The organism is Pseudomonas sp. AL10 (assembly GCF_029960685.1).
In the GTDB taxonomy this organism is placed as follows: Bacteria; Pseudomonadota; Gammaproteobacteria; order Pseudomonadales; family Pseudomonadaceae; genus Aquipseudomonas; species Aquipseudomonas lactis.
Map to the genome: position 1 here is coordinate 84007 of NZ_JASBQZ010000017.1, position 18868 is coordinate 102874.

General features: G+C 61.5%; 19 protein-coding genes. 8 read left to right on the forward strand and 11 right to left on the reverse strand.

Annotated features, from left to right (window positions below; all coding sequences use genetic code 11):
- Window positions 1–52 precede the first annotated feature (52 nt).
- The 7 genes from QK296_RS17250 to QK296_RS17280 all read right to left on the reverse strand — a co-directional run bounded on the left by QK296_RS17250 (window position 53) and on the right by QK296_RS17280 (window position 7861).
- Window positions 53–868, reverse strand: coding sequence for a M90 family metallopeptidase (locus QK296_RS17250; protein WP_003194523.1), 816 nt, complete (start codon window positions 866–868; stop codon window positions 53–55).
- Between the two features lie 6 nt (window positions 869–874).
- Complete coding sequence (locus QK296_RS17255; RefSeq protein WP_003194521.1) at window positions 875–1531, reverse strand: DedA family protein; 657 nt, start codon at window positions 1529–1531, stop codon at window positions 875–877.
- Window positions 1532–1852: 321 nt separating this feature from the next.
- Window positions 1853–2311, reverse strand: a complete 459-nt coding sequence (locus QK296_RS17260) for a GNAT family N-acetyltransferase (RefSeq protein WP_003194520.1) — start codon at window positions 2309–2311, stop codon at window positions 1853–1855.
- 88 nt (window positions 2312–2399) lie between these two features.
- Window positions 2400–3236, reverse strand: a complete 837-nt coding sequence (eutC, locus tag QK296_RS17265) for an ethanolamine ammonia-lyase subunit EutC (protein ID WP_094774256.1) — start codon at window positions 3234–3236, stop codon at window positions 2400–2402.
- Window positions 3233–4627 (reverse strand): ethanolamine ammonia-lyase subunit EutB, encoded by a 1395-nt coding sequence (locus QK296_RS17270; RefSeq protein ID WP_003194516.1) that lies wholly within the window; start codon window positions 4625–4627, stop codon window positions 3233–3235. Before QK296_RS17270 ends, eutC begins: the two co-directional genes overlap by 4 nt.
- Window positions 4628–4690: 63 nt before the next feature.
- The gene (gene eat, locus QK296_RS17275; protein WP_282391124.1) at window positions 4691–6124 is read right to left on the reverse strand and encodes an ethanolamine permease; all 1434 of its coding nucleotides are present in this window, start codon (window positions 6122–6124) and stop codon (window positions 4691–4693) included.
- Between the two features lie 216 nt (window positions 6125–6340).
- Window positions 6341–7861 carry an aldehyde dehydrogenase family protein gene (locus QK296_RS17280; protein ID WP_003194513.1) on the reverse strand — a complete coding sequence of 507 codons (1521 nt, stop codon included), beginning with the start codon at window positions 7859–7861 and terminating at the stop codon, window positions 6341–6343.
- 272 nt (window positions 7862–8133) lie between these two features.
- On the opposite strand from QK296_RS17280, the gene QK296_RS17285 reads away from it, so the two are divergent.
- Window positions 8134–10044 carry a sigma-54-dependent Fis family transcriptional regulator gene (locus QK296_RS17285; RefSeq protein ID WP_169856595.1) on the forward strand — a complete coding sequence of 637 codons (1911 nt, stop codon included), beginning with the start codon at window positions 8134–8136 and terminating at the stop codon, window positions 10042–10044.
- Window positions 10045–10407: 363 nt separating this feature from the next.
- Here the strand turns inward: QK296_RS17285 and QK296_RS17290 are convergent, their stop codons facing one another.
- Window positions 10408–10590 (reverse strand): hypothetical protein, encoded by a 183-nt coding sequence (locus QK296_RS17290; RefSeq protein WP_122993380.1) that lies wholly within the window; start codon window positions 10588–10590, stop codon window positions 10408–10410.
- Window positions 10591–10699: 109 nt separating this feature from the next.
- On the opposite strand from QK296_RS17290, the gene QK296_RS17295 reads away from it, so the two are divergent.
- The 4 genes from QK296_RS17295 (at window position 10700) to QK296_RS17310 (ending at window position 13757) form a co-directional block, all read left to right on the forward strand.
- Window positions 10700–11395 (forward strand): hypothetical protein, encoded by a 696-nt coding sequence (locus QK296_RS17295; protein WP_032901146.1) that lies wholly within the window; start codon window positions 10700–10702, stop codon window positions 11393–11395.
- A gap of 109 nt (window positions 11396–11504) precedes the next feature.
- Entirely contained in the window at window positions 11505–12854 is a 1350-nt protein-coding gene (mpl, locus tag QK296_RS17300; RefSeq protein ID WP_120248779.1) for a UDP-N-acetylmuramate:L-alanyl-gamma-D-glutamyl-meso-diaminopimelate ligase, read from the forward strand.
- Window positions 12851–13480: a flavin prenyltransferase UbiX gene (gene ubiX, locus QK296_RS17305; protein WP_003194503.1), complete on the forward strand. Its 630-nt coding sequence runs from the start codon at window positions 12851–12853 to the stop codon at window positions 13478–13480. The genes mpl and ubiX overlap by 4 nt, the downstream gene beginning before the upstream one ends.
- The gene (locus tag QK296_RS17310; protein ID WP_003194502.1) at window positions 13473–13757 is read left to right on the forward strand and encodes a YceK/YidQ family lipoprotein; all 285 of its coding nucleotides are present in this window, start codon (window positions 13473–13475) and stop codon (window positions 13755–13757) included. The genes ubiX and QK296_RS17310 overlap by 8 nt, the downstream gene beginning before the upstream one ends.
- A gap of 144 nt (window positions 13758–13901) precedes the next feature.
- Here the strand turns inward: QK296_RS17310 and QK296_RS17315 are convergent, their stop codons facing one another.
- The 3 genes from QK296_RS17315 to QK296_RS17325 all read right to left on the reverse strand — a co-directional run bounded on the left by QK296_RS17315 (window position 13902) and on the right by QK296_RS17325 (window position 16943).
- A complete protein-coding gene (locus tag QK296_RS17315; RefSeq protein ID WP_014720096.1) occupies window positions 13902–14543 on the reverse strand; it encodes an oxidoreductase in 642 nt (213 codons plus the stop codon).
- 29 nt (window positions 14544–14572) lie between these two features.
- Window positions 14573–16291 carry a C13 family peptidase gene (locus QK296_RS17320; protein WP_003194498.1) on the reverse strand — a complete coding sequence of 573 codons (1719 nt, stop codon included), beginning with the start codon at window positions 16289–16291 and terminating at the stop codon, window positions 14573–14575.
- Window positions 16292–16487: 196 nt separating this feature from the next.
- On the reverse strand, window positions 16488–16943 hold the full coding sequence (locus tag QK296_RS17325; protein WP_003194496.1) for a MaoC family dehydratase: 456 nt from the start codon (window positions 16941–16943) through the stop codon (window positions 16488–16490).
- 184 nt (window positions 16944–17127) lie between these two features.
- Here QK296_RS17325 and QK296_RS17330 point away from each other — a divergent pair, with 184 nt between their 5' ends.
- The 3 genes from QK296_RS17330 to QK296_RS17340 are packed head-to-tail and all read left to right on the forward strand — an operon-like array spanning window position 17128 to window position 18807.
- A complete protein-coding gene (locus QK296_RS17330) occupies window positions 17128–17481 on the forward strand; it encodes a CidA/LrgA family protein (RefSeq protein WP_003194494.1) in 354 nt (117 codons plus the stop codon).
- Window positions 17478–18194, forward strand: coding sequence for an LrgB family protein (locus QK296_RS17335; RefSeq protein WP_169856596.1), 717 nt, complete (start codon window positions 17478–17480; stop codon window positions 18192–18194). The genes QK296_RS17330 and QK296_RS17335 overlap by 4 nt, the downstream gene beginning before the upstream one ends.
- Before the next feature lie 22 nt (window positions 18195–18216).
- A complete protein-coding gene (locus tag QK296_RS17340; protein WP_169856597.1) occupies window positions 18217–18807 on the forward strand; it encodes an LON peptidase substrate-binding domain-containing protein in 591 nt (196 codons plus the stop codon).
- Window positions 18808–18868 lie beyond the last annotated feature (61 nt).

The window sequence follows — 18868 nt, forward strand, 5'->3', positions numbered from 1 at the left end:
GGCGATTATAGGCATATTCTGACGCCGATGCCATGCGCCAAGCGTCGTACGGTCATTCGCTCTGTGGCGAGTAGCGCGGGTCGCAGGCTTGCAGTTGGGCCAGGCGGGCCAGCGGATCCTGGCGATAAAAGCGGCTGAGTTGGGCGTACACCTCTGGATAGCTGTTGACCAGTAAATCCGGGGCGCTGAAGAAATACTCGCTGGTGACGGCAAAGAACTCCGCCGGGTTTTCCGCGGCGTAAGGGTCTATCTCGGTCTCGGCGTCCGGGTTGGCGTCCAGCTGGCGGTTGAGGTCATCGAAGGCGCCTTGCATGACGCTGGCCCAGTCCTGCACGCGCATGTCGTGGTGCAGGGGCGGCAGGCCGTTGGCGTCGCCGTTGAGCATGTCCAGCTTGTGCGCCAGTTCGTGGATGACCAGGTTGTAGCCTTCCCATTGGCCGCTGGCGAGCACGCCGGGCCAGGCGAGGATCACCGGGCCCTGTTGCCAGGCTTCGCCGCTGTGTTCGCCGTCCCACTCGTGTTCGACGCCGCTGGCATCGCGATGGCGTTGTGGGCTGAGGAAGTCGTCGGGGTACAGCACGATCTCATGAAAGCCCTGGTACCAGTCGAGGTCGCCCAGGTTCATCAGCGGCAGTTGCGCCTGGGCGGCGAGCAGCAGGCGTTGTTCCTGGTGCAGTTCGACGCCGGGCAGGGCGGTGAGGTGTTTTTCACTGAGGAACACCACGCAGGCTTCGCGCAACCACTGGTCTTGCTCCGGCGTGATGCCGTCGAGGAAGGTCAGGTGGTGGCGCACCCGTTGCCAGGTGTCATCGGCAATCGGGTGCTTGGCCAGCAGGCGCCGGCGACGCCAGGCGCTGAAGGACCACACGGGCAATCAGTGCGGGTTGGCTTCGGAGGACGTGCGGCCAAAGCGGCTGCGCACTACGCCAATAATCATCGGCACCAGGGACAGCAGGATGATGAACACCACCAGCAGCGACAGGTTCTTCTTGATAAAAGGCACGTTGCCGAAGAAGTAACCCAAGGTCACCAGGCCGCCGACCCACAGGATGGTGCCCAGTACGCTGAAGCCAAAGAAGCGCGGGTACGGCATCTTGGCCACGCCCGCGACGAACGGCGCGAAGGTGCGCAGGATCGGCAGGAAGCGCGCCAGGGTCACGGTCTTGCCGCCGTGCTTGTCGTAGAAATCGTGGGTTTTTTGCAGGTAGTCGCGGCGGAAGATTTTCGAGTTCGGGTTGCTGAACAAGCGCTCGCCCGCCGTTCGTCCGATCACATAGTTGGTGCTGTCGCCGAGGATGGCCGCCAGCATCAGCAGGCCGGCCAGCAGGACTGGGTCCATACCGCCACCGGCCGCGACGGCACCGGCGATAAACAGCAAGGAGTCGCCCGGCAGGAAGGGCATGACCACCAGGCCGGTTTCGCAAAAAATCACCAGGAACAGAATGGCGTAGATCCACGGACCGTAATTGGTTACCAGCATGTCGAGGTAGACGTCGAGATGCAGGATAAGGTCGAGCGGGTTGAAATCCATGGATGGCACCTGTGTGAATAGCCCGGCTCAGCGGGCTTGTGCGGAGGCTCAGGCAATAAGGCTACAAGTAATTGTCGCGGTTCTTACAACCCTGAAAGGTCGGCATTATACGGATTGAGAGGTGAAAAGCGTGTGGCTTTTGTAGCGGGGAGTGTCGCGAAATTGTGAAGGGGTTGGGCTTCAAGCCAGTCGCCGGACCCAATGTGGGAGCTGGCTTGCCTGCGATAGCGGTGGGTCAGTATGAGAAATGCTCGCTGACACTCCGTCATCGCAGGCAAGCCAGCTCCCACAAGAGTATTGCGGTGTTTGGCTGACTGGTTTTCAGTCTTCGTTGATCGGCAACACGTAGTTTTTGAATTCGGTGTCTTCGCGAAACCCAATCGACTCGTAGGTCTTCTGCGCCACCTCGTTATCGCTGCTGGTCGATACCCGCAACCGCACCGCGTGGGTGTCCTTGGCCATTTTTTTGGCCGTGCGCATCAGGTTGTCCGCCACCAGTTGCCGGCGTGCGTCCTCGGCCACATAGATGTCGTTGAGGATCCACACCCGCTTGAGCGACAGCGAAGAAAAGCTCGGGTACAGCTGGCAAAACCCCAGCAGTCGCTTGTCGTCATCGTCGGCCAGGGCCAGGTAGATCACCGATTCCTTGCGCCGCAGGCGCTTTTCCAAAAAGGCCCGTGACGAGTCCGGGAACGGCAAGGCCCCGTAGAACTCGCGGTATTTGACGAACAACGGGGTCAACAGGTCCAGGTGTTCCAGGGTCGCTTGAGTAATCCGCATGCCAGGCCTCAACTTCCAAATGGGTATGACCACACGAGCGGCCGTGACTCGATGCTGCCTAATGACGCCAAAAAGCGCAATCGTACCGCTATCGGTCATCTGCCGGGCTGAGCAGGAAATTGCCCTTCATCAGGTCCGGGTCGTCCGATTCGAGGGTCTGAACCTGTGCCTCATCCTTGAGATTGACCCCCGACAACTGCCGGCGACACGCCTCTCGCATCAAGTACAGCAGGCGATGGGCCGCCATGCCATAACTCAAGCCTTCCAGCCGCACGTTGGAGATGCAGTTGCGATAGGCATCGGTGAGGCCGACCTTGGGGTTGTAGGTGAAATATAGACCCAGGCTGTCCGGCGAGCTGAGCCCCGGCCGTTCGCCGATCAGGATCACCACCATCTTGGCGCCCAGTAGCTGCCCGATTTCATCGGCCACCGCCACGCGGCCTTGCTCCACCAGGATCACCGGTGACAAGGACCAGCCTTCGGCGTGGGTCTGTTCTTCCAGGCGCGCCAGAAACGGCGCTGTGTGTTTATGCACCGCCAGTGCCGACAGGCCATCGGCTACCACGATGGCCAAGTCCACACCACCAGGCTGGGCCGAAGCGTAGTCGCGAAGGGTTCGCGCTGACTCATCACTCAGGCGTCGCCCCAGGTCCGGGCGTTGCAAGTACATGTGCCGGTCCGTGGCGGCGCTGTGCAATAACAGGCTGTCTCGGCCACGTTCGGCCAGTTGGTGGCTGAGCCCGGCGTGATCGAACGGCAGGTGCACCGCGTCCCGCGCCTGGGCGTGGGCAAACTGGAAGTCCAGTTGGGCGCTGGTGGGAAGGCTGGTGCCGGTGCGGCCCAGGGCAATACGCGCCGGGGTGAGGCGGCGCAGTTCCAGCCACGGGTTGTCAGGCAATTCTGGTTGCACAGTCGGCTCCTTCATCCCAATTGCGCCAAGGCGTGGCGGAAGGCCGGTGGCAGGCTGTTGCCAAAATGCACCTTGCCATCAGCCTGCGTGAAGATGCCCATTTTCGCCAGCCACTGCTCGAACTCCGGCGCTGGTTTTAAACCCAGTGTTTGCCGGGCGTACAGGGCGTCGTGGAACGAGGTGGTCTGGTAGTTGAGCATGATGTCGTCGGAGCCGGGGATGCCCATGATGAAGTTGATGCCGGCCACGCCGAGCAGGGTCAGCAGGGTGTCCATGTCGTCTTGGTCGGCTTCGGCGTGGTTGGTGTAGCAGATGTCGCACCCCATGGGCACGCCGAGCAGCTTGCCGCAGAAGTGGTCTTCAAGGCCGGCGCGGATAATCTGCTTGCCGTTGTACAGGTACTCCGGGCCGATAAAGCCGACCACGGTGTTCACCAGAAACGGCTTGAAGTGCCGCGCCACGGCGTAGGCACGGGTTTCACAGGTTTGCTGGTCGACGCCAAAGTGCGCATTGGCCGACAAGGCGCTGCCCTGGCCGGTTTCGAAGTACATCAGGTTCTGGCCCAGGGTGCCGCGCTTGAGGCTCAAGCCCGCGTCATAACCTTCCTGCAGCACGTTGAGGTTGATCCCGAAACTGGCATTGGCCGCTTCGGTACCGGCAATCGACTGAAACACCAGGTCCAGGGGGACGCCGCGGTTGATCGCTTCGATGGAGGTGGTGACGTGGGTCAGCACGCAGGCCTGGGTGGGAATCTCATAGCGCTGGATAATCGCGTCGAGCATCTCCAGCATGGCGCAGATTGAGGCGATGCTGTCGGTGGCCGGGTTGATGCCGATCATGGCGTCGCCGTTGCCGTACAGCAGGCCGTCGAGAATGCTCGCGGCGATGCCAGCGGGTTCGTCGGTGGGGTGGTTGGGCTGCAAGCGCGTAGACAAGCGCCCGCGCAGGCCCAGGGTGCCGCGAAACTGGGTGACCACGCGGATCTTTTGCGCCACCAGCACCAGGTCTTGCACGCGCATGATCTTGGACACGGCCGCGGCCATTTCCGGTGTCAGCCCTGGCGCCAAGGCGCGTAGGGCCTGTTCATCGGCCGCATCGCTGAGCAGCCAGTCGCGCAGGCCGCCGACCGTGAGGTGGCTGACCGCTGCAAACGCCTGTTTATCGTGGGTGTCGATGATCAGCCGGGTGACTTCATCGCTTTCATAAGGAATCAATGCTTCCTGCAGGAAGTGCTTGAGCGGGATATTTGCCAGCGCCATCTGCGCCGCCACACGCTCACCGTCATTCTGCGCGGCGACACCGGCGAGGAAGTCCCCGGAGCGTGCGGGGCTGGCCTTGGCCATCACGTCCTTGAGGCTGTCGAAACGGTAGGTTTGAGCACCCACCGCGTGGGAAAAGCTTGCCATACAGTGTCTCCTTGATGACGCGGGCCTGCTGTGTGCAAGGCGCCGCGTCGAGGTTTTCGGCAGTTAGTGCAAGGCGGCCTCTGCGGCCTGGATCGCCGCGAATTCCTCTTCCGGGGTGCCTGCTACCAAGTGATGCCGGCTGTAGAAAGCAAAGTAAGCAATTAATACTCCATAGATGATCGCCGCGCCAATCACCACGCGCGGGTCCACCAGAAAGCCCGCCACCACGGCCACGCAGGCCAGCACCAGCGCCACACCCGAGGTGAAGATGCCACCCGGCGTGCGGTATGGCCGCTCCATTTTAGGGCGACGGATGCGCAGGGTGATGTGGGCGGCCATCATCAACACGTAGGAAATCGTAGCGCCAAACACCGCCACCAGGATCAGCAAGTCACCCTGACCGGTCAGCGACAGGCCAAAGCCGATAATCCCGGGGATCACCAGCGCCAATACCGGCGCCTTGCTCTTGTTGGTCTCGGACAATTTGCGCGGCAGGTAACCGGCACGGGACAAGGCAAAGATCTGCCGCGAATAGGCGTAGATGATCGAGAAAAAGCTCGCGATCAAACCGGCCAGGCCGACCAGGTTGACGAAGCTGCCCATCCACGTGGAACCGCCGTAGGACAACGCCAAGGCTTCAACCAGTGGGTTGCCGGATTTGATCAGCGCATAAGTGCCCGCACCGCCCGGCGCGATCACCAGGATCAACAGGGCAAAACTGGTCAGCACCACAATCGCGCCAATCAGCCCACGCGGCAGGTCGCGCTTGGGGTTCTTGGTTTCTTCAGCGGCCAGCGGCACACCTTCCACTGCCAGGAAAAACCAGATGGCATAAGGGATCGCGGCCCACACGCCGACGTAGCCGAACGGCAGGAAGCTGCTGGCGCCCTTGGCCTCGGTCACGGGTATGTCGAGCAGATTGGCGACGTTGAAGTGCGGCACCATCGACACCAGGAACACGCCTAGGGCGATCGCGGCGACGGCGGTGATCACAAACATCAGCTTCAAGGCTTCACCCACACCAAAAATGTGGATGCCGATAAAGATGATGTAGAACGCCAGGTAGATCATCCAGCCGCCAATGCCGAATAGCGACTCGCAATAGGCGCCGATAAACACCGCGATGGCGGCGGGCGCGATGGCGTATTCGATAAGGATGGCAGTGCCGGTCAGGAACCCGCCCCAGGGGCCGAAAGCGCTGCGGGCAAAACCGTAGCCGCCGCCAGCAGTAGGGATCATGGAAGACAATTCGGCCAGGGAAAAGCACATGCACAGGTACATGGTGGCCATCAGCAAAGTAGCGAGGAACATACCGCCCCAACCGCCCTGGGCCAGGCCGAAGTTCCAGCCGGCGTAGTCTTCGGAAATAACATAGGCGACGCCCAGGCCAACCAGTAATACCCAGCCGGCGGCGCCTTTTTTCAGTTCGCGTTGTTGAAAGTAATCGGTGCCGACTTTTTCAAAGTCGACAGAAGAACCAGTGGGTTCGCTAGGCATGGGAAGTACCTTCCATTCTTATTGTTTTTGACTCGGCGTCTGTGTGCCGAACGAGGTAGCAATTGCGTGTGATATCAAATGTGGGAGCAGGCTTGCCTGCGATAGCGACCTGTCAGCTAGCCCTTATTTGGCTGAGACACCGCCTTCGCAGGCAAGCCAGCTCCCACACTTGATTGCGTTTCAAGTTGGGAGCTGGTTGCTTGCTATAAGGCTGAGTTAGAAAAAGCCCAGCGGATTAATGTCGTAGCTCACCAGCAAGTTCTTGGTCTGCTGGTAGTGATCCAACATCATCTTGTGGGTCTCACGGCCCACGCCAGACTTCTTGTAACCGCCAAACGCAGCATGCGCCGGGTACAGGTGGTAGCAGTTGGTCCACACGCGGCCAGCCTTGATGGCCCGGCCCATGCGGTAGGCGCGGTTGATGTCGCGGGTCCACAGGCCTGCGCCCAGGCCGAACTCGGTGTCGTTGGCAATCGCCAGGGCTTCGGCTTCGTCCTTGAAGGTGGTGATACTCACCACCGGGCCGAAGATTTCTTCCTGGAACACACGCATATCGTTGGTGCCCTTGAGCAGGGTCGGCTGGATGTAATAACCGGTGGCCAGATCGCCCGTGAGCTTCTCGACCTTGCCGCCGGTGAGCAGTTGCGCGCCTTCACCCTTGGCGATTTCCAGGTAGGACAGGATCTTGTCGAACTGCTGTTCGGACGCCTGGGCGCCGACCATGGTGTCGGTGTCCAGCGGGTCGCCTCGCTTGATCGACTCGACCTTTTTCATCACCACTTTCATGAAGTCTTCGTAGATCGACTCTTCCACCAGTGCACGGGAAGGGCAGGTGCACACTTCGCCCTGGTTGAAGAACGCCAGCACCAGGCCTTCGGCGGCTTTTTCGATGAATGCAGGTTCCGCTTTCATGATGTCGGCGAAGAAGATGTTCGGCGACTTGCCGCCCAACTCTACCGTGGACGGAATGATGTTCTCGGCCGCCGCATGCATGATGTGCGAGCCCACAGGCGTTGAGCCGGTAAAGGCGATCTTGGCGATGCGCTTGCTGGTGGCGAGGGCTTCGCCGGCTTCCTTGCCAAAACCGTGCACCACGTTCAGCACGCCCGGTGGCAGCAGGTCGCCGATCAGCTCCATCAGCACGCTGATGCCCAGCGGCGTTTGCTCGGCGGGCTTGAGCACCACGCAGTTACCGGCGGCCAGGGCTGGCGCGAGTTTCCACGCGGCCATCAGCAGCGGGAAGTTCCACGGGATGATCTGGCCGACCACGCCCAGCGGTTCGTGGAAGTGGTAGGCGGCGGTGAGTTCGTTGATTTCTGCGCTGCTGCCTTCCTGGGCGCGGATGCAGCCGGCGAAGTAACGGAAGTGGTCGGCGGCCAGGGGGATGTCGGCGTTGAGGGTTTCACGCACGGCCTTGCCGTTGTCCCAGGTTTCGGTAATGGCCAGCAGTTCGAGGTTTTGCTCGATGCGATCGGCGATTTTCAGCAGCACCAGCGAACGGTCCTGGGCCGAGGTTTTGCCCCAGGCATCGGCGGCTGCGTGAGCGGCGTCCAGCGCCTTGTCGATGTCTTTGGCGGTGGAGCGCGGGAAGTCGGCAATCGGCTTGCCGTTGACCGGCGAGGTATTGGAGAAGTAGTTGCCATCGACCGGCGCCACGAACTCGCCGCCGATGTAGTTGCCGTATTTGGCCTTGAACGAAACGATGGCGCCTTCAGTACCGGGGTGTGCATAACGCATGGTGGGCATCTCCTGCTTTTATGTTTATTGGAGTACAGCGCGGCAAGCGCGTTATAAAGCGTAGAGCAAAGGTTGGGCCACTGCTGTGCGAGCCCGCAAAATCAAGGGGTTGGGCTTTGTTGCAAGGCGTTGCCGTGACAGGGGTGATACAGGCGAGGTGACAGTTTGTGCCACAAACGGTACAGCCTGTGACCGGTGGGTCGGGCCGGGATTGCAATGGCCGGATGGCTGGGGGATGCTGGGCGTTCTCACGCAGGGAGAATAATAAGAACATGCATAACGATCATTTCAGTCGCCATGCCCAGCAAGTCTTGACCGTCACCCGGGGCCAAGAGCTTTCCCAGGGGCCGGGCAGCGACCCGTCCATCGCCCGCTCCTGGCTGCGCTGTGTAGAGGACTACCACCTCGACCCGGCGCTGACCATCGCGCCCACTGTGCTCGAACACGGGCGCCTGCTGGAAAGTCGCGAGCGCCTGCGCCAAGTGCTGCACATCGCCGGCAGCGAAATGAACAGCCTGCATCAACAGCTTTCCGGCGCCGGTCACGCGGTGCTGCTCACCGATGCGCGTGGGGTGATCCTCAACTGTGTCACCGCGCCGTCGGAGCGCAAGATCTTCGAGCGCGCTGGCTTATGGCTGGGCGCTGACTGGAGCGAAGCGTGCGAAGGCACCAACGGCATCGGCACCTGCCTGGTGGAACGGCAGTCGTTGACGATCCACCGTGACGAACACTTTCGCGGCCGCCATACCGGGCTGACCTGTTCGGCCAGCCCAGTGTTCGACCCTCATGGTGAATTGCTGGCGGTGCTGGATGTGTCTTCGGCCCGCGAAGCCGTGTCGCGCCAGAGCCAGTTCCACACCATGGCGCTGGTGAACCTGTCGGCCAAGATGATCGAAAGTTGCTACTTCCTGCGCCACTTCGAACACCACTGGCTGTTGCGTTTTCACCTGCAGGCCGAGTCGGTCGGGTTGTTCAGCGAAGGGCTATTGGCGTTTGATGGCGAAGGGCGCATTTGTGCGGTCAACCAGAGCGCCTTGAACCTGTTGGGGCAGTTGCGCGGCGGTTTGGTGGGCCAGCCGGTGGAAGCGTTTTTCGACTGTTCCCTGGACCAGTTGCTGGGGCGGGCCAGCGCCAATGCCACGGCCAGTTGGCCGCTGCGCACCCGCGAGGGTCGGCCTCTGTTTGCAGCGCTGCGAGGCCAGCCCCGCGCGGTGCCGGCCGCTATCATCAAGCCGCAGGCGTCACGCCCATTGGGTATCTGCCTGGGTGACCCGGCGTTGCAAAATGAGTTGCGCAAGGCCTCGCGAGTGTTCGAGCGCGACGTGCCATTGCTGATCAATGGCGAAACCGGCTGCGGTAAAGAGGCCTTCGCCAAGGCCGTTCATCAATCCAGCCAGCGGGGCGACAAGGCCTTTGTCGCACTGAACTGTGCGGCGATTCCAGAAAACCTGATCGAGAGCGAACTGTTTGGCTATCGCGCCGGCAGTTTCACCGGAGCCCTTAAAGAAGGCATGCGCGGCAAGCTGCAGCAGGCCGACGGCGGCACGCTGTTTCTCGACGAAATCGGCGACATGCCCCTGGCGCTGCAAACCCGCCTGTTAAGGGTGCTGGAAGACCGCCTGGTGGTGCCTATCGGTGGTGAACCCCAAGCTGTGAACGTGCGCATCATCAGCGCCACGCATCGCAATTTGCTGGAGCGTGTGGCCGATGGCAGCTTTCGCGAAGACCTGTATTACCGTTTGAACGGCTTGGAAGTGGCGCTGCCGCCGTTGCGCGAACGCACTGACAAGTCGCAACTGTTGGACTTCCTCCTGGCCCAAGAGGCGGGCACCGAGCAGGTGATGCTCGACGAGCCTGCGCGCCAAGCCTTGTTGGCATTCCATTGGCCGGGAAACCTGCGGCAGTTGCGTACGGTGTTGCGCACAGTCGTGGCGCTTTGTGAGGGCGGGCGAGTCGGGCTTGAGGACTTGCCGGCGTTGATTCGACAGGTGCGGCCCCAGGGGGAGAGGGGGGATGCGCCGTGCGCCTCGCCGCTGGAGAGCGCCGAGCGCCAGGCATTACTCAACGCGTTGGCGCAGCAGCGCTGGCATATGAGCCATGTGGCTGAACAGTTGGGCGTCAGTCGCAATACGCTGTACCGCAAGTTACGCAAACATGGGATTTCACGGGAGGTTATGCATTAGGGGCGCGACAGTTGTCGGAATAACTCAGTTATTGCGAACTACTTGTTTTTCGTCCCACGTGATTTAAGGTTTTTTATCGCTCTACGCACTCACGTCGTCCCGGAACGTGGCGCGTTGTTTTAAGCACTGATGGAATAAGGGCAGAGCATCACTTGCCCTTAAACACCGTTGTTTGAAACTTCTAGGGTGACAACACATGAATATTACAAGTCCAATAACGACTCCTGTGCCACAACTCCCTGTTCAACTTGATGTTACGCCCACGTCTGCACCGCAACCCTTAATGGCGGGCTGGGGCGAACCGATGCACCCCCTTGAGCCTGAGCCTGAGCCTGGCACGCAGCTGTCTGAGCCGCAGGCAGATCAAACGCCAAAGGTGCGCGTCAAGCGTGGAATCTTCGGCCGGATATTCGGGGGCGGGTCCCGGCACACGCCTCCCGTGTCGCCTACGCCGTCGCCCAGGGTACCGCCTGCCCCGGTCAGTCCCACGCCCACCCGGCCCCAAACCCCGGCGGGAGGGAAAAAACCGACGACAAACGAGGTCATCCCTGGCACCAGTGTGACCGCGGGCAGTTCAGGCCAGTCGACTGCCAGTAAGCTCAAGGACGCGCTGACCAAGGGGCCTCAGACACCCCCTGTCGGTGGGACCATCCCTTTGAAGCCGGCGGAATCGCCCAAGGTCAGTGTGGCCGATGTCACCCAGCGGCTGTTGGATGCCGACAGGCTGGTCAAGGCGGGCGTTATTTCTACATCGCCCTCTACCGGCAAGATGATTAAGGACGCGTTCATCAACGCAGGCATCAATGGCATGGTCAGCGCGCCGATCAATGTGGGCGCATATGCCGGGTCCGTGGCTGCGGGGGAAGCGATCAAGGGCCAATACGTACCGTCGCCAGTGGCGCCACCGCCACCGCATTTGCCTGGCGTTGTGCAGGCCGATCAGAAGCCAGCGCCGCCAGCCGTTACGCCATCCACACCCGATGAGCCTGCGCCTGGGGCCACACGCCATCTGGATCGCATAGAAAAAGTGATGGTGGAGTTTGCCAATCTCATCATCACGCTGGCGGGAAACACCGGAGACCGGCTTGTCATGGGCGACGACTGGCCCAAGGAGCGCGGCGCACGCATGAGTAACCTTGAGCAGTTACTGGACGTTTCAGAAACCCATATGAAACAACTGGCCGAGGACAACGAGCTGATTTTCAAACCTCACGTCGAGTCGCAAACGTCCCCTGGTACCGGTGGCCGCTTAGGCGCGATCGAGCGTCGGTACCACGCCTTGAAAAAAACCGCTGACCGAATCATGACCTTGAAAGGCGCTGAGCTTAACAACGCGGGCACCAAGGTTTAAGTCATCCCTTTTGCCCGCCGGATCCTACCGGCGGGCGTTTCGCCCTCAGCTAATGCGTGCGAACTTTCCCACCCTACGCTAACCTGCCTCGATGTTTACGAGGTCGACTATGCACATTCATATTCTGGGTATCTGCGGTACGTTCATGGGTTCGATGGCGGTTCTGGCCAAAGAGCTGGGCCATCACGTAACAGGCTCCGATGCCAATGTTTATCCACCCATGAGCACGCAGCTACAGGCGCAAGGGATTGAGCTGACCCAAGGTTACGACCCCGCGCAATTCGACCCGGTGCCGGACCTGGTCGTCATCGGCAACGCTATGTCGCGCGGCAACCCGGCGGTGGAATACGTACTGAACAATGGCTTGCCTTACGTCTCCGGCCCCCAGTGGCTGGCCGACCATGTGCTGCAAGGCCGTTGGGTCCTGGCAGTGGCGGGCACTCATGGTAAGACCACCACCAGCAGCATGCTGGCCTGGGTGCTGGAACATGCGGGCATGAGCCCGGGCTTCCTGATTGGCGGTGTGCCGCAGAACTTCTCGGTGTCGGCGCGCCTGGGTGAGACACCGTTTTTTGTGATCGAGGCCGATGAATACGACAGCGCCTTTTTTGACAAGCGCTCCAAGTTCGTCCACTACCGCCCGCGCACGGCGATCCTCAACAACCTTGAGTTTGATCACGCGGATATCTTCCCCGATCTGCCGGCGATTGAGCGGCAGTTCCATCACTTGGTGCGCACCATTCCCAGCGAAGGCCTGGTCATTCATCCCACCACCGAGCCTGCGTTGCAGCGTGTGATCGACATGGGCTGCTGGACCCCGGTGCAAACTACCGGCGCGGGTGGGCAGTGGCAGGCCAGGTTGCTCAGCGACGACGGTTCGCGGTTTGAAGTGCTGTTCGAAGGCCAGGCCCAAGGCATCGTCGACTGGGGCATGACTGGCCAGCACAACGTGGCCAACGCCTTGGTGAGCCTGGCTGCCGCTCGGCATGTCGGCGTGGTGCCGGCCATGGGCATCGCCGCCTTGAGCGCATTCAAGAGTGTGAAGCGGCGCATGGAGAAAGTCGCCGACGTGAAGGGGATTACCATTTACGACGACTTTGCCCACCACCCAACCGCAATTGCCACCACCCTGGATGGCCTGCGCAAGCGCGTGGGCGATGCGCAGATCATCGCCATCGTCGAACCGCGTTCCAACTCCATGAAGCTCGGCGCGCACCGTGATGGCTTGCCTGAAAGCGTCAACGATGCCGACCAGGTGGTGTGGTATGCACCGGCCAACCTTGGCTGGGATTTGCCCGCGATTGCTGCGCTGTGCACCGTACCCTCGACAGTCTGCGATTCGCTCGAAGGCATCATTGAGCAGGTGAAGTCCTTGGCCCAGCCCGGCACGCACGTGGTGGTCATGAGCAACGGCGGCTTCGGCGGCCTGCACGGCAAGCTGGCCGAGGCACTGAAATGAGCGGGCCGGAACGCATTACCCTGGCGATGACCGGCGCATCCGGTGCGCCCTATGGCCTGCGCCTGCTCGATTGCCTGGTGCGTGAAGACCGTGAGGTGCATTTTCTGATCTCCAAGGCGGCGCAGTTGGTGCTGGCGACCGAGACCGATGTCGCGCTGCCGTCCAAGGTGCAGACGATGCAGGCGTTCCTTACCGAGTACACCGGTGCGGCGGCGGGGCAGATCAAGGTCTACGGCAAAGAGGACTGGATGTCGCCGGTGGCTTCAGGCTCCGGTGCGCCGGCGGCCATGGTGGTGGTGCCATGTTCCACCGGCACCTTGTCGGCGATTGCCACGGGCGCCTGCAATAACCTGATCGAACGGGCGGCAGACGTGACCCTGAAGGAGCGCCGCCAATTGATCCTGGTGCCGCGCGAAGCGCCGTATTCGAGCATTCACCTGGAGCACATGCTCAAGTTGTCGAATATGGGCGTGACCATTCTGCCCGCGTCGCCTGGCTTCTATCACCAGCCGCAGACCATCGATGACCTAGTGGACTTTGTGGTGGCGCGCATTCTCAACCTGTTGAACATTCCCCAGGACATGCTGCCGCGTTGGGGTGAGCACCATCTGGGCGGCGATGAATAAAGCGCTGCTGCTGTTGATGGCGCTGCAACTTACCGGCTGCGCCACGGCGCGCACGCTGGATGCGGCGCAACCGGGCGCACCGGTGGTGTATGCCGGCACGCGGCTGGATCTGTACGCGATCAATGGTGGCTGCTGCGCCAAGGACCGCTTTGGTGCCGAGGCCCCGAGCTATCCCCATCTCGATCTGCCGGCTAGTGCGTTGCTCGATACTTTGTTGTTGCCACTGTCGGTGTTGACGGTGCTGGGTGTGGGCTTCAACGCTACGGGCGGGCTGTAAGACAGTGGCTGCCTGGGTTGGATCGTTCCCACGCTCCGCGTGGGAATGCAGTCGGGGACGCTCCGCGTCCCAAGCATGACGCAGAGCGTCATAACCGGCGTTACCACGCAGAGCGTGGGAACGATCAGTACCAGACCTGCATCATTACTTGCCGAGCTTGCGCAACTCGTCCGACTCCACCACCCGCACGCCATCCTGTTCTTCCAGCGCCAGGCGCCACATGGCGCGGGCCAGTTCGCAGACTTCAATACCGTGGTACTTGCCCGGAATAAGCCGTGACAAAGGCCCGGCTAACTGCTCGGCCAGGCGCGGCTCCAGTCGTTCGCCCAGCAGCAGCGACGGACGTACGATGGTCAACTGCGGCCAGTCTTGCGCTCGGAGCGCCAGTTCCATTTCCCCCTTGACCCGGTTGTAGAACACCGAGGATTTCGGGTCGGCGCCAATTGCGCTGATCACGATCAGATGCCGCGCGCCCAGTTCCCGTGCGCGCTTGGCGAAAGCCACCACCATGTCCAGGTCGACCGCACGGAAGGCCGCTTCCGAGCCGGCCTTTTTGATCGTGGTGCCCAGGCAGCAGAAGGCAATATCCACGCGGCCGCTCAGTTGCGGCAGGAACACCGCCGGGTCGCCCACCGGGTTTTCCAGGCGTGGATGTTCAGCCAATGGTTTGCGGCTGGGTGCCAGCACGCGGGTCACGGTGGGTTCGTTGAGCAGGCGGTCGAGCAGGTGTTCGCCCGTGAGGCCGGAGGCCCCGGCCAGCAAGATATGCTGCGGTGTCAGGTACATGGTGTTTCCCCCTTGTTACACGTTACAGCTTAGTTGCCTTTGGCTTCCTTGCTATTCATTGAGACGCTTTCGAGCGCCTTTCGTGCCTGCTGTTTACGTAATAATTGCCAATGGGCGATCACGCCCTTAGGCGCCCAGATCTGCGGTTCGGAGGCTTCGAAATTGTCCGCCTGTTCGCGTTCGGCCACGTGCAGTTGTGCCAGTTTGAAGGCGTGTTGCAAATCGTCCGTTTGGTTGAAAGCTTGTGCGAAAAGGGCATCCCCGAAGTAGGTGAAGTCTGCTTCTTCCGAGCAGCCGAACGACACGCGGTCCGCGCGGGAGGCGGTCATGATCAGGGTGCGCTCATCTTTGAGTGCGGGTATGAAGCCGCCGGAGTAGCACGCGGAGATCACGATGACCTTGTCACGGTTTTTCAGTGGTGCGAGCACAGCGGCCAGCTCATCGGCGGGCAGGTCGGCCAGTTCCATGCGCGGTTGGTCGAGCACCAGTTCATGCTCATGGGTGCCATGGCTGGTCATGTAAATGAACACCAGGTCTTCCGGCCCGGTCCGTTCGGCCAGGGTTTGTACCGAGCGGCGCAGGCTTTCGCGAGTGGCCAGGGGGCGGTCGGCGATGTGGTCGCGGTGGTTGACCAGGCGCACCTGTCCGCGAGCACCAAAGCGGGTGGCAAGCAGATTGCTGACGTAATCGGCCTCGCGCAAGAACACGCTTTGCTTGCCGTCGCCCGCCAGCACCAAGGAGTACAGCTCCACGGCCGGGGTGGACGCCGGTACGGCCGCCAGGGCGTCGTCGAGCAAGCGGCCTTGGGCCAGTATGCCGGTCTCCAACGGGTCGGGCAGCAGCTTGCCCTCGGCGTCGCGCACGCGCAGGCCGTTGACCCAGGTGCCGGACTGCACGGTGCCGTCGGTGAGGACGAGCGTGCCACGGCCTTGATAGTTGTCGCTGTCGAAGCCACCGATATAGAAACTGCCATCGGTGAGGTTCAGGCGCCCTTCGCCGGTAAAGCGCCAGTCACTGAACTGGCCGACATAGTGGCTGCCATCGACCCCGATCAATTCGCCTCTTCCGGTCAGCGCGCCTTCCTTGAACTGGCCGATCCACACATCGCCGTCGGCGTTCTCATAGCGGCCTTTGCCGTTGAGCTGGTTCTGCTTGAATTGGCCGACATAGATATCGCCCTCGGCGCTGTTGAAGGTGCCATTGCCTTCCAGTTGGCCATCGACAAAACGGCCGCTGAACTGGTTGCCACTGTCGTCATTGCGCTGGCCTTCGCCATTGGGCTTGCCGTGGGCGAACTGGCCCTGGTACTGGCTGCCGTCGGCCAACTCCAGGCGGCCGAGGCCTGAGTACTGGTCGTCCTGGAATTCGCCGCGATAGGTCATCTGCCCCTCTTTGAGGGTGCCTTCGCCGTTGCGTCGACCGTTTTTGAAGCCGCCCACGTAGCTGCTGCCCGAAGTGGTCAGGCTGCCCTGGCCATCAAACAGGCCCTGCTTGAATTCGCCTTTATAGACTTCGCCATTGCTGCCATGCCATTCGCCCTGGCCGTGCCACTGGCCTTTGTCGAACTGGCCGGCGTACCAGCTGCCATTGGGGTAGTCCACACGGCCTTGGCCTTGCAGCAAGCCGTTAACCACATCGCCACGGTAGCGGCCGCCATCGGGCAGGCGCGCATCGGGCGGCAACAGCGATTCGCCGTCTCCGCAAGCGGTGAGCAACAGGGCAAGGGCAAGGGGAGCGAGTGGGCGCATAGCGGGATCCGGATAATTGAGCGCCGAGTATGCCGTAGCCGGGGTGCCGAACCTAGTGGTCTATGCGCAGGATCCATTACCTGTAGGAGCGGGCTTGCCCGCGAAAAACTCACAGGCGCCGCATTTATTCAGCCAGCACGCGTTATCGTTGACGGCCTTCGCGAGCTAGCTCGCTCCTACAGTGGGGGTGTGGTGGTTATACGAAGCACAGTGACAGTGACTCGGCAATGTAAGCCGGCTTCTCCTGGCCTTCGATTTCCAGGGTGGCGGTGGCCTTGAACAGCCATTGGCCGGGCTTCTTCTCGGTGACGTCAGTGAGGGTGACGTTCAGGCGCACCTTGGAGTTCACTTTCACCGGCTGGATAAAGCGCACGCTGTCCAGGCCATAGTTGACGGCCATCTTCAAGCCTTCGGGCATGATCAGGATGTCTTCCATCAGCTTGGGCATCAGCGACAGCGACAGGAACCCGTGGGCGATGGTGCTGCCGAACGGGGTTTGCGCGGCCTTGACCGGGTCGACGTGGATGAACTGATGATCGCCGGTGGCTTCTGCGAACAGGTTGATGCGCGCCTGGTCGATGGTGAGCCATTCGGAACGTCCCAGTTCCTTGCCGACGTAATCTTTGAGCTGCGCTACGGGTACATAGGGCATTGCGTCTCTCCTTGGTTCATCATTTTTGCCCATCGATAACGGGCGTTTTTATCGGTAACAGAGAACCAATGTAGATCATCATGGGCAATCAGCCCGGTCAACCCAACATGCTTTTGGCGAATGCCGGAGCATAGGGCGGGCATGCTTATATAATGCGCGCGAGCTTTGAGGGGGAGAGAGCGGGATGCTGTTACGTGGCCTGACCTGGCTGGTGCTGTTTCAACTGATCGGCACCGCGATCAATCATTTGCTGGTGCCGGTGCTGCCGGGGCCGATCATCGGCTTGTTGCTGATGCTGGGCTTTCTGGTCTGGCGCGGTGAAGTCGGCGAGCCCCTGAGCCTGGCGGCCGGCAGCCTGTTGCGTTACCTGCCGCTGCTGCTGGTGCCGCCGGCCGTGGGGGTGATGGTGTACGCCAAGGACATCGTGGCGGATTTCTGGGCCATCGTCGGGGCGTTGGTGTTGTCGCTGGTGATCGCCATGGGCTTTGTCGGTGTGCTGATGCAGCAGATGGTCAAGCGCAAGGAGAAGGACCAATGATCCTCGATTGGCAGGGCGCCTGGACGGCGGTCATTCATCACCCGCTGTTCGGTATCGGTATCACCCTGGGCGCTTATCAGCTGGTGCTGGCGGGGTACGAGAAAACCCGTTGGATCTTTCTGCAGCCGGTGCTGGTGTCGATGTTGCTGGTGATCGGCGTGCTGCTCACCTGCGGGCTGAGCTACGCCGAATACCGCAAGAGCACCGAGATCATGGGCATCCTGCTGGGGCCTGCGACCGTGGCGCTGGCGGTGCCGCTTTATCTGAACCTGCGACGGATTCGCCAATTGTTCTGGCCGATTTTTACTACGCTGGTGGTAGGCGGGGTGTTGGCCACTGGCCTGTGTGTGGCGTTGGGGTGGTGGTTCGGGGCCGAGCACCGGGTGCTGATGACCATGGCGCCCAAGTCGGTGACCTCGCCGATTGCCATGCTGGTGGCCGAGCAGATCGGCGGCGTGGCGGCCTTGGCAGCGGTGTTCGTGTTGATCACTGGGGTGGTCGGCGCGATGATCGGCCCAGCGCTCTTGACGCGCCTGGGTGTACGCAGCCCCGAAGCGCGCGGCATGGCCTTGGGCATGACCGCCCACGCGGTTGGCACCTCGGTGGCCCTGCAGGAAAGCGAAGAGTGCGGCGCCTTCGCGGCGCTGGCCATGAGTTTGATGGGCGTGGCCACGGCGGTGTTCCTGCCGTTGGCGGTGTCGGTCATTGTTTAAACCAGGTTTTAAGGAAACCGTTATGAGTCTGGCGCTATTCCCCCTCAACACTGTGCTGTTCCCAGGCTGCACCCTCGACCTGCAGATATTCGAGGCGCGCTACCTGGACATGATCGGCCGTTGCATGAAAAAGGGCGAAGGCTTTGGTGTGGTGTGCATCCTGGATGGCTCAGAGGTGGGCGCGGCCCCTGACGGTTATGCGCTTGTCGGTTGTGAAGCGCTGATTCGTGACTTCAAACAGCAGGAGAACGGCCTGCTGGGCATTCGCGTCGAAGGTGGCCGTCGTTTCCGCGTGCGTGAAGCTGGCGTGCAAAAAGACCAGTTGCTGGTGGCCGACGTGCAATGGCTGCAAGAGTTGCCGGACCAGCCGCTGGGCGAAGAAGACGCCGACTTGCTGGCGTTGCTTGAGGCCCTGGCCGAGCACCCGATGGTGGCTTCGCTGGACATGGGCGGTGACGTCGAAGGCCAGCAAGCCCTGGGCAACCGGTTGGCCTATCTGCTGCCGTTTACCGAGGCCGACAAAATCGACTTGCTGCAACTGGACGACCCACAGCAACAGCTGGATGCGATCCAGATGTTGCTCGATGAACTGCAGGGCGAGCTGTTCACCTGAGGTTCGGATTTGCCTGACAGAGCTTTCAGACTTTGCTCGGTCGTCTCCACGGTGTCGCCTG